Origin of the sequence: Paraburkholderia pallida, from assembly GCF_004524855.1 — a bacterium.
Taxonomy (GTDB): domain Bacteria; phylum Pseudomonadota; class Gammaproteobacteria; order Burkholderiales; family Burkholderiaceae; genus Paraburkholderia; species Paraburkholderia oxyphila.
In genome coordinates, this window is the sequence record NZ_CP038149.1 from 1,684,355 (window position 1) to 1,697,612 (window position 13,258).

Consider the following 13,258-nt stretch of genomic DNA (forward strand, 5'->3'; position numbering starts at 1 on the left):
TCGACATTGAATGATTGGGTCAGGCTCGTACTTCAGCGTTCAGTGCATCGCCGCCAAGCGGCTCCCTCTCCAGTTCGACGGCGGAAATTCGGGCGGCGTCCGCGTCGTAGCTGCGCATTGCAATGACGAAGCACACCGCAGCCAGCACGCTAAACAAGGGAATGACCGTCAAGGCGCTTTGCAAACCCCATTGGTCGGACACGATGCCCGTCAGAAAGGGCCCCACAGCCAGGCCGAAAATATTTTGAAAGAGGGAAAGCACCGCTGCACCCGTGGAGCGAACGCCTGGATGAATAATGTCCATCGCAATCCCGGCAACCACACCCACCGTGCAGTTCATGAAAAAGGCCCCGAGCACGATCAGGTCGAACCGCACATGCGCCGCATAGCTTCCGCCAAATGCACCCGCCAGGACGATCGACGTGACTAGACACAGCACAGACAGCGCGAGTAGCTTGTTGCGCGGCCTGCGCAGTGCCAGGCGCCCCACCACTGCGCCCCACACCGTACAACTCACGGCGCCGACCAGCACGACCAGTCCCGCCGCCCTCGACGCGGCTTCCGGGGACATGCCCTGGAAGCGGTTCAAATAGCTGGGGAGCCAGGACCAGATGGCCGAAACGGTAATCAGTTGTGCCGCAGCAGCGACGCACACCCATAGCAGTGTTCGCGTGCGTGCCAGGGTGCCGAAAATGTGTTTCAGCGTGTCCCCCAGCGACTGCGTCGTCTTGTTTGAATCGGCGGCCAGCGGCAGCGTCCTGTAGTCACGCACGAACAAATAGAGCAATGCCAATACGAGCCCAGGCAGGCCGACCACGCCAAAAGCCGACTTCCACCCCCACCTGGCCGCAATGGCCCCGCCCAACAGCACCCCGAGGACAGAACCCAGCGACGGCGCAGCGTAAAAAGCACCGAGCACGGCGCTGCGCAAGCGGCCGGGGAACAACGTCGAGATCAGGGCCACGCCTACGGAGCCGTAACCGGCTTCGCCGATGCCCACCACGGCGCGTGCCGCAAACAGTTGACTGAAATTGGCCGTGAACATGCATGAGATCGTTGCCAGGCTCCAGCAGACAGCCATCGCGACGATACTCTTCACGCGGCCCATCCGGTCCGCCACCAGCGCGACGGGTATGCCGCCCGCTCCCACGACAATGGAGACGATGGACACGAGCGCGCCCAGTTCCTTGTCACTCAGACCCCACTCGCTCCTGATATGGGGAAACAGCGAGACGATCACCTGCCGATCGATAAAGTCGAAGAACATCAGTGCGAACGTCATCCCAAAGGCAAACCATGCCTGCCTCTTGCTTATCAGATAGGCATCCTGATTAGTTGTTACAGGTTCATCAGCCAGAACGTTCATGCTTCTCTCCGGGAATTCCAGATACCGTTCAGTGGTCGGACTCGTGTTAGCGCCGCGCTTGCGCGCAGTGGCACCATCGACCAAGGAGATACATCGTCAAAGGCAGGATTGCCGCAACGGGAAGCCACCGCAGGGCGATTTGAAGGCCGACCGCGTCGGACACCATCCCGGTAACGAATGGGCCAGCTGCGAGCCCGAGGATATTGTTGAACAGCGTCAGCGTGGCAAAAGCCGAGCCGTGGATCGTCGGTGACGTGGCTCCCGCGATGATCGCGCCGCACGTACTGAACGAGCTGGCCAGAAAGAACACGGCGGGCGCCAGCAATGCGAGCTGCAGGTTGCCGGGCGGCAAGCGAAATGCGAACTCCAGCAGCACGCCGAGCGCAAGGCAATAGCCAATGGCCATGTTCCACCTTCTGAGCGACGAATTCCCGCTTACCCAGTCGGTTATCACGCCACACAGGAATTGGCCCAGACCGCTGACAAGCACGAGACCCGCCGCCACAACGGCCGCTTTGCCCACAGGCATCCCCCAGTAGCGGTTCAGGTAGCTGGGCAGCCACACGAACAGCGTGCCCTGAATGAACAGCTGCAGTGCACTGCCAAGATAGGCACACAGCACCGATCGCGACGGAAACAGGCTGGACAGCAGTGCCCGGGGAGCCCATGCGAGGCGATCATGTACCGCAGCGTCATCGGTCTCGTCTGCACACACACACGCCATGCGCTTTTCCGTGACGACAACGCCATAAACAATGACCAGCACCAGACCGAATATCGCCATCATGCCCATTGACCAGCGCCACCCGAGGTGGGTCGCGATGATGCCCGAGAGTGAAACACCGAGCACCGAGCCAAAGGCCGCCGCAGACGTAAAACCGCCGACGATACTGGAGCGCATGCGCTTCGGAAAAATGCCGATGAGCATGGCGAGCCCCACGCTTCCATAGGCGGCCTCACCGACACCGACGAACATGCGTGCGACAAACATCTCATGGTAATTGGCGGCAATCGCGCATCCGAGCGTGGCGACGCTCCACAAGCCCGCCATCAGCGTGATGCTCTTGGCGCGCCCCCAGCGGTCCGCAACGAGTGAGAACGGCAGCGTCAGCACGCCAACCGCCAACGGCACGATGCTGCTGACCGAACCGAGCTGGGTATCGGAGAGGCCCCACTGCAGCTTCAGCATCGGAAACAACGCGTTGAGCGCCTGCCGCGACATGTAGTCGGACAACAGCAGACAAAACATCAACGCAAATACCAACCACGCATATGCGCGGGTACCGCCGGCAACCCTGGATGACTCGGTCGATGCGGCCGGGCTCGTATAAAGATTCAACTCCGTCTCCTTCATGGATTCACGTATCCCCCCGCAATCGACGCGGCAGGTGCGGCGGTCTTCTACTCGCCAAAGGATCGCTGGACCGAAAGCCGGTTCGTCACGGAAGTCACGCCCGGTACGCCCTTCGCGATCTCCGCCACGGCGCCGATCTGTGAAGACTCGGTGACGGTGCCATTGAGGGTGACCGCACCACTTCTTGCGACGATGCTGATGTCACCGGCGTTGATTTCCTTGTGCTTCGCGAGCGCGGCATACACCTTGCGGCTCAGCGCCCGGTTTGCTTTCCTGACTTCCCTTGCCGTTGGCGTGGCGGGGATCGCCGTCGAGGCCTCCGGCATGGTGTTGTCCTGGGCATTCGCATCGACGCTCAGCCCTGCCAGCAGCGTGAAAATCGCCGCGCAGAGCGAAATGCCCGCGATCATGTTCTTTACCATTGCATGCTCCGGTTGCATTTCATGTCTTCAGAATGTGTGGCGGATGCCGATATTCGCCGCCGTTGTGGAAACGCCTGGTGCAACCGGTGCTCCATACGTGATGGCCTGATTCATGGTGCCCCGGTTGTTGACATAGCCCACCTGCGCATAGAGCAGCGTGCGCTTGGACACGCTGTATTCCGCACCCAGCGCGTATTCGCTCGAATGATTCGCGGAATCGTTGCGGTCCTTCATATAGTAGAAGCCCGAGGTCAGCCTGAAGAACGGCGTAAATTGATAGCCGAGTCCAGCCGAAATGAATTCGAGGTTGGCTGAGGCCTTGTCGGAGGGATTCTGCCCAAGACCATACCCGAGCGAAACCGATACGCCATGGAAGGTGTACTTGCCGCCAACGTAGTAGAAGCGGTTGTTGTCGAGGCCAGTGGGCGTGGCTGCGGCCAGGTTGGTGTCGTGCCCGTTGTAGTACGCCGCCGCGAGGTTCAGGCCGTAGTTCGAATAGCGGAGCACGGCGGATTCACGCGTACCGCCCTGAAACTGCCCCGCCACGCCACCGGGCGCATACTCCAGCGCAAGCCAGGCGCCATAAAACTTCGGCGACTGATAGACGATCGCGTTATCGTCATACAGCGCGCCGATCGGAACGTTGGTATTCGTGCCGGTCCAGTGCGCGGCCTGGTTCAGGCCGAGCCACGCCCCGAGAACGCTGCCGAAGTACTGCGCAGCGCGCACGTCGGTGTCGGCCATCGCGAAGATCATCGGCGCGTACTGCCGCCCGAGGTCGACCGAACCGAATGGCCCGGACACGCCCACGCTCGACTGCATGCCGAAGATCGCGGAGGCCCCCGTCGTATCCGCGAGGCCAAACTTGCCGGTGCCGGAATTGAACACGCCTTGCATCCGGAAATTGACCTTGTAGCCGTTGCCAATGTCCTCGGTGCCCTTGATGCCCCAGAAGCTGGCATAGATGCCAGCGTCTTTCAGGGAATAGAGATGCCCCAGGTTCTTCGCGTTGCCCGCGTACGACGCGGCCGAGGTGCTCTGATAGAGCAGCCCCGTGTCGATGGCGCCATATAGCGTCACAGACGATTGCGCGTGCGCAGCGCCCGCCAGGACTGCGGACACGGCTACCGCTCCCCATTTCAGCTTCATTGCGTCTCCTCCGTTTTCTTTGCGTTGTGCGACTAGCCAGACACCCATCGGCTCCCATTGCTGCCGGCCATGGTCCGATCGCTCGGTCGAACGTCGGCAGCGCCATGATCGCTAAATTTTATTATTGTCGACATCAATAATTACACCAGGTACCCCATTGCGATGGGCTGAATCCAGCCTGTATCGACGCAGCCCGAAGGTTCTCAGCCGCATCGTACCTCGCCACGAATATTCTTGTCGACATTATTCGATGACGGGACTACACTGAAAGCAACACTGGCCTTGTGCCAGCGCGCGGCCGAACCCGAGTCACGGTGGGAAGGAAAAGTGCAGTCGCCATTGCCGCCCTGTTGACCATGCGAGCGAGCCAGCCATGTCGTTCGGAATCCCTATCATCTATCTTTCACGTAGAGATCCCTCATCATGAATTTTCTTGACGGACACCTGTATCCCGAGAACCAGCAGCCCTTGATCATCACGGCCGCGCCCTATGCGCCGGGCTGGATTCCCTCGGACTTCCCCGAAGATATCCCTGTCACCATGGAAGAGCAGATCCAGAAGGCGGTGGATTGCTACGAAGCCGGCGCCACCGTGCTGCATCTGCATGTGCGCGAAGCCGATGGCAAGGGCAGCAAGCGCCTGTCCATGTTCAATGAGCTGATCGCCGGCGTGCGCGAGCGCGTGCCGGAGATGATCATCCAGGTGGGTGGCTCCATCAGCTTCGCGCCCGAGAGCGACGGCGCGGCAGCCAAATGGCTCTCCGACGACACGCGACACATGCTGGCCGAACTCGATCCGAAACCAGACCAGGTCACGGTCACCGTCAACACCACCCAGATGAACGTGACGGAGCACGCCGGCATCGACGACTTCAAGGGCGTATCGCGCGGATTCCCACACCTCTACGGGACCTACAAGGACATGATCGTACCCTCGAACCCGAGCTTTATCGAGGAGCACATCCGGCGCCTCTCGGCCGCCGGCATCCAAAGCGAGTTCCAGGTCTACAACATCAACAGCTTTGAAACGATCGAACGCCTGATACGCCGCGGCGTGTACAAGGGGCCGCTGGTGATGAACTGGGTGGCCATCAGCGGCGGCATGGATCAGGCGAACATCTACAACCTGGCCAACATGCTGCGCGCCGTGCCCGACGGTGCGGTAGTCACGGTGGAAAGCTCTGTCCTCAATGTGCTGCCTGTGAATATGATCGGTATTGCCCTGGGCCTGCATGTCAGGTGCGGTATCGAGGATGTGCTGTGGAACCAGACCCGCACGGGCAAGATGAGCTCGGTGGAGCAAGTCAGGCAACTGGTGCGTATCGCGGGCGAATTCGGCCGCCCGATCGCGACAGCGAAACAGGCACGCGAGATCTGCAAGATCGGCGTGTTCTATGACACAGCGGAAGAGACGCTGCAGGCCAATGGCTTCGCCCCCAATCGAAACGGCGGCAACCAGGGGTTCCTGCGCAAGCCGGACTGAAGCCTCCCGCACGCGGGCGATATGCCCTGCCCTGCATTGGACGCCGCGGGCACACGTCCGCGAAGACGGGCCGTGTGGCCTGGTGGCCTGGTGGCCGCACAATCATCGATTATTCACAAAGGAATACTGAATATGTCACGAGCGATTCGATTCGAGCAGACCGGAGGACCTGAAGTTCTCAGGCTCGAAACCGTTTCGGTGGGTGAGCCTGGTCCCGGCCAGGCTCGGGTGCGGCACACGTATGTTGCCGTCAATTTCATCGACATCTATTTCCGTACCGGCCAATACCCGCTCGCCCTGCCCAATGGCCTGGGTTCCGATGCGGTGGGCGTGGTCGAAGCGATCGGCGAGGGCGTGGCCGACATCAAGGTGGGCGACAGAGTCGGCTACCTGCTGGGACCCCAGGGTGCCTATTCGGATGTGCGCGTGATGCCCGCCGACGTGCTGATTCCCCTGCCCGACGGCATCAGCGACAAGACTGCATCGACACTGATCATGAAGGGCATGACCGCACAGTACCTGTTCCGGCAGGTCTATCCGCTCAAAGGCGGAGAAACCATCCTGTACCACGCCGCGGCGGGCGGGGTGGGGTCGATTGCCAGCCAGTGGGCGCGGGCGATCGGCGTCACCATGATCGGGACAGTCAGCACCGACGAAAAGGCGGAAATCGCGCAACGCAACGGCTGCACGCACACCATCGTGACCTCGCGCGAGAACATTGCCGAACGCGTGCGCGAGCTTACCGACGGCAAGGGCGTGGAGGTCGTATTCGACTCGGTGGGCAAGGATACGCTGGACGCCTCGCTCGATAGCCTGCAGGTACGCGGCACGTTGGTGAGCAACGGCACGTCATCCGGTCCTGTGGTGCTCGATACCCGGGTGCTGGCGCGCAAGGGCTCGATCTGGGTGACGCGGCCGGCGATGGTGCATTACGCGACGCCGCGATCGCATATGCTCTCGATGGCAAGCGAGCTCTTCGATCTCGTGCTGGCCGGCAAAATCCGCAGTGAACCCGGGCAGACGTTCGCCCTCGCCGAGGCCGCCGACGCGCATCGCGCGCTGGAGTCGCGCAGGACGGTTGGGTCGACGGTGCTCGTGCCGTAAGGCCGGGACCGCTTCAATGGGCTGCGGCTGGCCGTGTATTCCATTGCGTTCATGTCGGTAGCCACCGGTTGCGGCTGATGCTTTCCGTCCGCATCACACTCTGGGCATAAGGTGTCGAAAAGGATCCGCCGGCAACTGACGGCGCTCCGTGTTCGCGGCCTTCTCCGCCTCGTCAGGCGGCGTCACCAGAATGAAATGAAGCTGCCCGTCCGGCGTCATGTTGACGGTCACGCTGCCTTGTCCGACGTCGTAGCTGGCCATCGTAGACATCGCAATACCGACCATCGACCCCATGATCCCCACATTGCCGATTCGATGCCCGACGTCGAACCCTTCCGTGATGCTGGTCGGGTCGAGGCCATCCTCCATCGCGAGCGAATGCAGCAGCGGAAACACAGCCGGCGTGGCGACGCTATCGAAGAACACCCGCGCGACCTTGCCGTTATTCGGCAACTGGGCCTGCACCTTTTCCCAGCCCTCGCGCAGGGCTGCAGCCGTGGCAGAGGCTTTCAGCGGCTGTCCGCTCGCGTCGGTCAAGCGCACGGCAACCGGCTTGTGCAGATAGCCGAGCATCGGCTCGCGGTCGAATTCGTCTAGCTGCCAACGCGCCCATCGCGCGGGAAACCACGGGTCGGGCTTGAACGTGCCGGGCCCCTTGCTGTCCAGCGATTGCGCAAGCAGGGGCAGCTTCGACTGCCAGTGGGCCACGCTCGGCGGCGAAACGTCGAGACCCGGCTTCGGCTCCGAATTCACATTCCAGAAGAAGTTGGCCAGCTTGATCGTGTCGTACTGGCGGTCGTCGGGACCTGCGTCTTCTGGGTCGTTGCTGACGAATGGGCGCATGTACGCATCGACACGATCGGTGCGCGACACAAGCAGCCCCACCATTGCATCGAACTGGGAAGGCACGAACTGCCCTTCGGGGAGAGACACATGCTCGAACCAGGTGCGCACCGCCGCACCGTCGAAACCGTAGATGAGCACTTGCGGCACTTGCGGGTTCTTCGCGAAGAAGTCGAAGAGCCAGTCGATCTGCGCCTGCGGATTCGTCACGTTGACGGCCTGCGCAGTCAGGAACATGTGTTGCGCGAGACTCGCCGCCTGGCGGTTGGCGGTAATGAAGTTGGCGATCTTGTTGTCGATATCGGACGCCTTGGGTGGCCCGAAGATGATGACGGGAACCGGCCAGCGCTCGACGCCCTCGCCCGCACTGTATTTGAAGGACGAGCCAAGCGCCCGGTCGGCCTGCGACTGAACCAGGTCGCGAGACGCCGCATAGCTGCCGGCGTCCGCTGGCAGCACGCTGCGATACGCGTCTGTCTGCTTCTTCAACATATCCCAGACTTGAGTCTGTGCCCACTTGTCGACCCGGATGCCCACCGCGCGCAATTCGAGGCGATCGGGGGCGACGATGGGAGTATCATCGGCGGCTGCCAACGGGTTGCCGCTCGATTCATGCTGACTTGCGGTGTCAACCGTTGCTGCGTTCGCCGGGCGCACCTTTAGCGCACCGAAGAATAGCAACGCCACGCAGGCGGCACCGGCCAGACTGCCCCAAACCAGTTTTCTCATCATTCCCTGCCTCAATTTACCGTTGCGGACCCTACGCTGAAATGGCCCGTCATGGTGTACGCCGACCAGCCGATCGACCGCATCGCGAACAGGGCAAGAGAGCCCCATGGCCGAGGAAAAAAGCTTGGGGAACCCGCGAGGGGCGATCTGCTCGCCATTGATCCAGCGATCGAGGCGCGCGTCACGGCCTTCGCTATTCGTCAGGTTGCGGTACGGATGCCGGCTGACGGCCGACGCGAGATTGTTTCCGCTGGCCGAAGACGGATCGGCAAACGCGTGCCGCAATGGCCCGCTCGCAGGCGAGCCACGCAGCATCAACGCGATCGATCTAAAAGGACCCGATACGGATCCCCGGCGGAGGTCTTTGCGGAAAAAGGTCAGGTGGAATGTCCCGCCCAAGCCAAACCTATTCGTTCTCTTCGAAGTAATGCCCGAACTTGACCTGCTTGGTGCGGATATAGCGCTCGTTTTCCTCGCGCATCGGAATCGCCAGCGCAACGCGCTCGATCACGGGAATACCGTGCTTCGAAAGGGTGTCGAACTTCTTCGGATTGTTGCTCATCAGCCGCACCGACGTGACCTTCAGCAGGCGCAGGATCGCCGCCGCCGAATCGTATTCGCGCGCGTCGTCGGGCAGGCCGAGGTCGAGATTCGCCTCGACGGTGTCGCGGCCCTGCTGTTGCAGCTGGTAGGCGCGAATCTTGTTCGACAGGCCGATACCACGGCCCTCGTGACCACGCAGATACAGCAGCACCCCGCGCCCCTCGGCAGCGATGTAGCGCAGCGCGAGGTCGAGCTGCTCGCCGCAGTCGCAGCGGTACGAGCCGAACACGTCGCCGGTCAGGCATTCGGAATGCAGGCGCGCGAGCACGGGCTCGCCGCTTCCCACGTCGCCCATCACGAGCGCGACATGCTCGGCGCCGCCGTCCTTGACCCGATAAACATAAGACTCGAACGTGCCGTAACGGGTAGGCAGCGTGGCGACTGCGTCAAGCACGACGCATTCGTCGGCGTTATCGCCGTCCGCGCAGGACGGCTCTTGAAGCGTAGGCATGATCTGGAACAAATGGCTGGCAAAAACCGGCCCAATGCCGGATTGATGTTTGGAACCGGAGTGTACCGCCATTTGGCCCATCCCGCCCTGCTGCCCCCAGGCGCCATGTGCCATCGCGCGCATATCCGGACGCCGCGCGAGCGTCCATCGGCCTATACTGGTATGGCTTTCATGGCTTACTGAACTGGCACGAATGGTGCGCACCCCGCTCGTGCCACACCACGCAATGTCCGAACGACAAGAAGGACGAACTGGAGTCGCCCTATGACGAGCGTTGCCCAAGTACTCAAAACCAAGCCGGAACAGGCGGTCCATACGATCGCCGCAAGCGATTCCGTGTTCAACGCCATCCGCCTGATGGCCGACAAGCAGATCGGCGCACTGGTGGTCACCGACGGCGACGCGATCGTCGGCATCGTCACCGAGCGCGACTATGCACGCAAGATCGTGCTGATGGACCGTTCGTCCAAGACGACCGCCGTGCGCGACATCATGAGCCCGCACGTGCGCTTCGTGGAGCTCGACCAGACCACCTACGACTGCATGGCGATCATGACCGAGCGGCGCATGCGCCACCTTCCCGTCATGGCCGACGGCAAGCTCGTGGGCATGGTGTCGATCGGCGACCTCGTGAAGGAGATCATCGCCGAGCAGCAGTTCACGATCTCGCAGCTCGAGCATTACATCACCGGCGGTCCGGGTAGCTGACGGCTCGTAGGGGGCACGGCAGGCCTTCCGGCGCGCAGCCCCCGCATGGGCGATTTGCGCGCCCAGCAAAAAAAGCCCAATCCGGGGCGGGTTGGGCGAAGCCACCTTGCGGCGGCGGAGGTTCCACGCAATGAAAATGCTGCGAGGGCTGGCAAACCGCGCGGGCCAGGCGGGCGCAGCCCGTCCGGCCGTGGCGATCGAGGATGGGCACGCGCACCGCGTGCCTGAGTGCGCTGCCTGAAGTCAATCCCGGCAAAACCGGCGAGTCCGGCTAGCGAGTGCGAATGGCACCGGGCGCGATGCGCTGGCCGCATCGCGTCTCGCCTGCGCGCCGAGCCTCAGCGTCGAAATCAGTTACCGAAATAGATCGACTGCGCGGGTGCCATGTGGGGCGCCGGCTGGCCCGACTGCATCGTGCCCATGGGCGCGCCGCCATAGCCGGTGGTATCAGCGGTCGGCAATTGCGTCTGGGCCATGCCTTCTTGCTGCGTAACGCGCGCTTCGGCGGCCTGGATGTCGCCCGGATAGGTCGCGTCATTGGCGGTTGCCGGGTTATAGCCGGCCTGCTCGAGCTGGATCAATTCCTGGCGGACTTCAGCGCGGGTCTTCGGTGCGTTGCTCTGGTCTTGCGCGAACGACAGCGCCGGAGCAGCAACGAGCGCCGCCAAGACAGCGGCTTGAATCAGGGTACGGGTCTTCATGATCACTTACCTCCATCGCTTGTTGTGGGCCGGCTTGCAACGGCTTGCCGCGAGCCAACGATTTGAAGTTTATTGAGGCAAGCGATAAGGGCAAATACCTATTTCTCAAAAATACAGTTTCGTTCCTGGCAACAATGCAATATGCACAACAATCGGCCTCAGGCATTGCCCGCCAGCAGCTTGCGCGGACCGCTGACGAAGGGGCTGCCCGCCTCGTAGAACCGCAGCAGCCGATCGGTTTCGCGCGACAGGCCGATGCGCGTGGTCACCTCCACGGCCCGCGCCGGCTCGTGCCGGGCCGCCCTTTGCGCCCTTGCGTCGAGGCGCCCAATCCATAACCCTCGCCCGCTGCAAAGATCGACGCCGTCGAACGATGGGCCGATGCCGTACGCCTGCGTGAGCCGCCCGGGTCCGCGCGCGAGATCGCGCAGCGGCGCGCCGCTGCGCCGTTGCGCCATCGCCACAAGTCCTTCGAGCGGCTCGACGGCGCGAAACAGCACGCCCGCCCCCACCTCCTCGGCCTCGCTCGACATGTTCAGCATCCAGGCGCTGCCGTAAGTGAGCCGCACATAGGCGTGGCCGCGCGCGAGGAACATCGACGCGTTCCAGGCGCGCCGCCCAAGGAACGCGTGGCTCGTCGAGTCGCCAAGCGGATAGGCTTCCACTTCGACAAGGCGCCCCACGATGCGCGCGCCATCCGCGCCTTCATCGGCATCGCGGACCAGATACTTGCCGACCATGAAACGCGCGAGCTCGACGGTATCGATGGGCAGTTCCTGGCGGCGCAGCGCGACGATGGGGAGCGCGCCGGCTGCCGTCCCGGTCGCCGCAGCCGGGGCGAGCGGCGCCCTTCCCGCCGCCGCGCGTCTCACTGCGTCCCCTGCGCCTGCTGCACCGGCTCGGTCATCGCCCGAAGCTTCGCAACATCGGCGGCCCCGACCGCGCCCGCCCCGTTGTTCCAGCCGGCGCGCACGAAGCTCAGCACATCGGCGATCTGCTGGTCGTTCAGCTGGCCGCGATAGGCCGGCATCGGATACGGCGCCGGAATGCCCTGGATCACGAGGTCGCCGGTGCCGTTCAGCGTCACGTTGATCAGCGAAGCGGGCTCTTTCGCCAGCACGTTGGGATTGCCCGCCAGCGGCGCGAAGAAGGGCGCGAACCCGCGGCCGTCGGCGCCGTGACAATGCAGGCAGTACGCCGTGTAGACGCGCGCGCCCGCGTCGTTGGCGGGCCGCGCCAGCGAGACTTTGGTGGCCTTGGGATCGTAGGCGTACGCCGCCGCGCCATCGCCGCCCGCCGCCGGCAGCGACTTCAGGTAGGCCGAGATCGCGCCGATGTCCGCGTCGTTGAGCGCCTGGGTGCTGTTGTTGATGACGCTCGTCATCGCTCCGAACGCCGATGCGTGCTGGTTCGCCCCCGTCTTCAAGAACTGCGCGAGGTCGGCCGGGCTCCAGCGCCCGAGCCCGGTGTTGTGCTCGCCCGTGAGGTTCGAGGCGAACCAGCCGTCGAGCAGCGCGCCGGTGAGGAACGCGCTGCCGCTTTCGTCGAGTGCCTGCTCATTGAAGCCGATGCCGCGCGGCGTATGGCACGAGCCGCAATGGCCCAGGCCCTGCACGAGGTACGCGCCGCGGTTCCAGGCGACGTCCTTGCCCGGCTTGTCTTCGTAGACGCCCGCTTTCAGGAAGAAGACGTTCCAGATCTTGAGCGGCCAGCGCATGTTCATCGGCCACTTGATATCGCTCTCGCGGTTGGCCTGGCTGACCGGCTCGACGCCGTGCATGAAGTACGCATAGAGCGCCGCCACGTCTTCGTCGCGGACCTTGGCGTAGGACGGATAGGGCATCGCCGGATAAAGGTTGTGGCCGTCCTTCGCGACGCCTTCGCGCAGCGCGCGCGCAAAATCGGCCTCGCTGTAGCCGCCGATGCCCGTGCCCGGGTCGGGCGTGATGTTGGTCGTGTAGATGCGCCCGAGCGGCGTGTTCATCGGCAAGCCGCCCGCGAACGGCTTGCCGTGCGGCGCCGTGTGGCAGGCCGCGCAGTCGCCGGCCTGGGCGAGGTAGGCGCCGCGCTGGAGTGTGGCGGCGTCGGCGTTTGGCGCGGCGCTGGTGGCTGCCGCAGCGACGCCCGGCGTAAGCATGAGCGCGAGTGTCGCGGCCGCCAGCGCCGCAGCAGTGACGGCAACGGATGCCCGCCGCGGCCCACTGCGGCCCTTCCTGCAAAGCCAACCTTGCTTGCCTTTCGAACGCTCGATTCGATGTCGCGTACCCGTACCTCGGCCTTCATTTGAAAGTGGGTTGGGCGGCAGACCGTTAGTAGCGTTTCCTTGGACGCCCAAGGGTGCGTTGA

Annotated in this window: 12 protein-coding genes; 3 read left to right on the forward strand and 9 right to left on the reverse strand. The window is 63.2% G+C overall.

Features of this window, described 5'->3' with window-relative positions; genetic code table 11:
- Window positions 1-19 precede the first annotated feature (19 nt).
- The 4 genes from E1956_RS22675 to E1956_RS22690 all read right to left on the reverse strand — a co-directional run bounded on the left by E1956_RS22675 (window position 20) and on the right by E1956_RS22690 (window position 4,291).
- On the reverse strand, window positions 20-1,366 hold the full coding sequence (locus E1956_RS22675; RefSeq protein WP_134753116.1) for an MFS transporter: 1,347 nt from the start codon (window positions 1,364-1,366) through the stop codon (window positions 20-22).
- A 46-nt stretch (window positions 1,367-1,412) separates the two neighbouring features.
- Window positions 1,413-2,705 carry an MFS transporter gene (locus E1956_RS22680; protein WP_232071551.1) on the reverse strand — a complete coding sequence of 431 codons (1,293 nt, stop codon included), beginning with the start codon at window positions 2,703-2,705 and terminating at the stop codon, window positions 1,413-1,415.
- 62 nt (window positions 2,706-2,767) lie between these two features.
- The gene (locus tag E1956_RS22685) at window positions 2,768-3,130 is read right to left on the reverse strand and encodes a BON domain-containing protein (protein WP_197732856.1); all 363 of its coding nucleotides are present in this window, start codon (window positions 3,128-3,130) and stop codon (window positions 2,768-2,770) included.
- Window positions 3,131-3,169: 39 nt separating this feature from the next.
- Complete coding sequence (locus E1956_RS22690) at window positions 3,170-4,291, reverse strand: porin (RefSeq protein ID WP_134753120.1); 1,122 nt, start codon at window positions 4,289-4,291, stop codon at window positions 3,170-3,172.
- A gap of 423 nt (window positions 4,292-4,714) precedes the next feature.
- On the opposite strand from E1956_RS22690, the gene E1956_RS22695 reads away from it, so the two are divergent.
- Window positions 4,715-5,773: a beta-keto acid cleavage family enzyme gene (locus tag E1956_RS22695; RefSeq protein WP_134753122.1), complete on the forward strand. Its 1,059-nt coding sequence runs from the start codon at window positions 4,715-4,717 to the stop codon at window positions 5,771-5,773.
- Window positions 5,774-5,905: 132 nt separating this feature from the next.
- Window positions 5,906-6,877 carry a quinone oxidoreductase family protein gene (locus tag E1956_RS22700; protein ID WP_134754759.1) on the forward strand — a complete coding sequence of 324 codons (972 nt, stop codon included), beginning with the start codon at window positions 5,906-5,908 and terminating at the stop codon, window positions 6,875-6,877.
- A gap of 93 nt (window positions 6,878-6,970) precedes the next feature.
- On the opposite strand, the gene E1956_RS22705 is transcribed toward E1956_RS22700, so the two are convergent.
- A complete protein-coding gene (locus E1956_RS22705; RefSeq protein ID WP_134753124.1) occupies window positions 6,971-8,848 on the reverse strand; it encodes a type VI lipase adapter Tla3 domain-containing protein in 1,878 nt (625 codons plus the stop codon).
- A gap of 7 nt (window positions 8,849-8,855) precedes the next feature.
- The gene (gene ribA, locus E1956_RS22710) at window positions 8,856-9,503 is read right to left on the reverse strand and encodes a GTP cyclohydrolase II (RefSeq protein ID WP_028217958.1); all 648 of its coding nucleotides are present in this window, start codon (window positions 9,501-9,503) and stop codon (window positions 8,856-8,858) included.
- A gap of 264 nt (window positions 9,504-9,767) precedes the next feature.
- On the opposite strand from ribA, the gene E1956_RS22715 reads away from it, so the two are divergent.
- Window positions 9,768-10,211: a CBS domain-containing protein gene (locus tag E1956_RS22715; RefSeq protein WP_134753126.1), complete on the forward strand. Its 444-nt coding sequence runs from the start codon at window positions 9,768-9,770 to the stop codon at window positions 10,209-10,211.
- Between the two features lie 350 nt (window positions 10,212-10,561).
- Here E1956_RS22715 and E1956_RS22720 read toward each other — a convergent pair whose 3' ends face one another.
- The 3 genes from E1956_RS22720 to E1956_RS22730 all read right to left on the reverse strand — a co-directional run bounded on the left by E1956_RS22720 (window position 10,562) and on the right by E1956_RS22730 (window position 13,049).
- Window positions 10,562-10,912 carry a DUF4148 domain-containing protein gene (locus tag E1956_RS22720; protein WP_134753128.1) on the reverse strand — a complete coding sequence of 117 codons (351 nt, stop codon included), beginning with the start codon at window positions 10,910-10,912 and terminating at the stop codon, window positions 10,562-10,564.
- Between the two features lie 158 nt (window positions 10,913-11,070).
- Window positions 11,071-11,709 carry a DNA-3-methyladenine glycosylase gene (locus E1956_RS22725; protein WP_232071780.1) on the reverse strand — a complete coding sequence of 213 codons (639 nt, stop codon included), beginning with the start codon at window positions 11,707-11,709 and terminating at the stop codon, window positions 11,071-11,073.
- Between the two features lie 71 nt (window positions 11,710-11,780).
- Window positions 11,781-13,049 carry a c-type cytochrome gene (locus tag E1956_RS22730; protein ID WP_134753130.1) on the reverse strand — a complete coding sequence of 423 codons (1,269 nt, stop codon included), beginning with the start codon at window positions 13,047-13,049 and terminating at the stop codon, window positions 11,781-11,783.
- Between the last annotated feature and the right edge of the window lie 209 nt (window positions 13,050-13,258).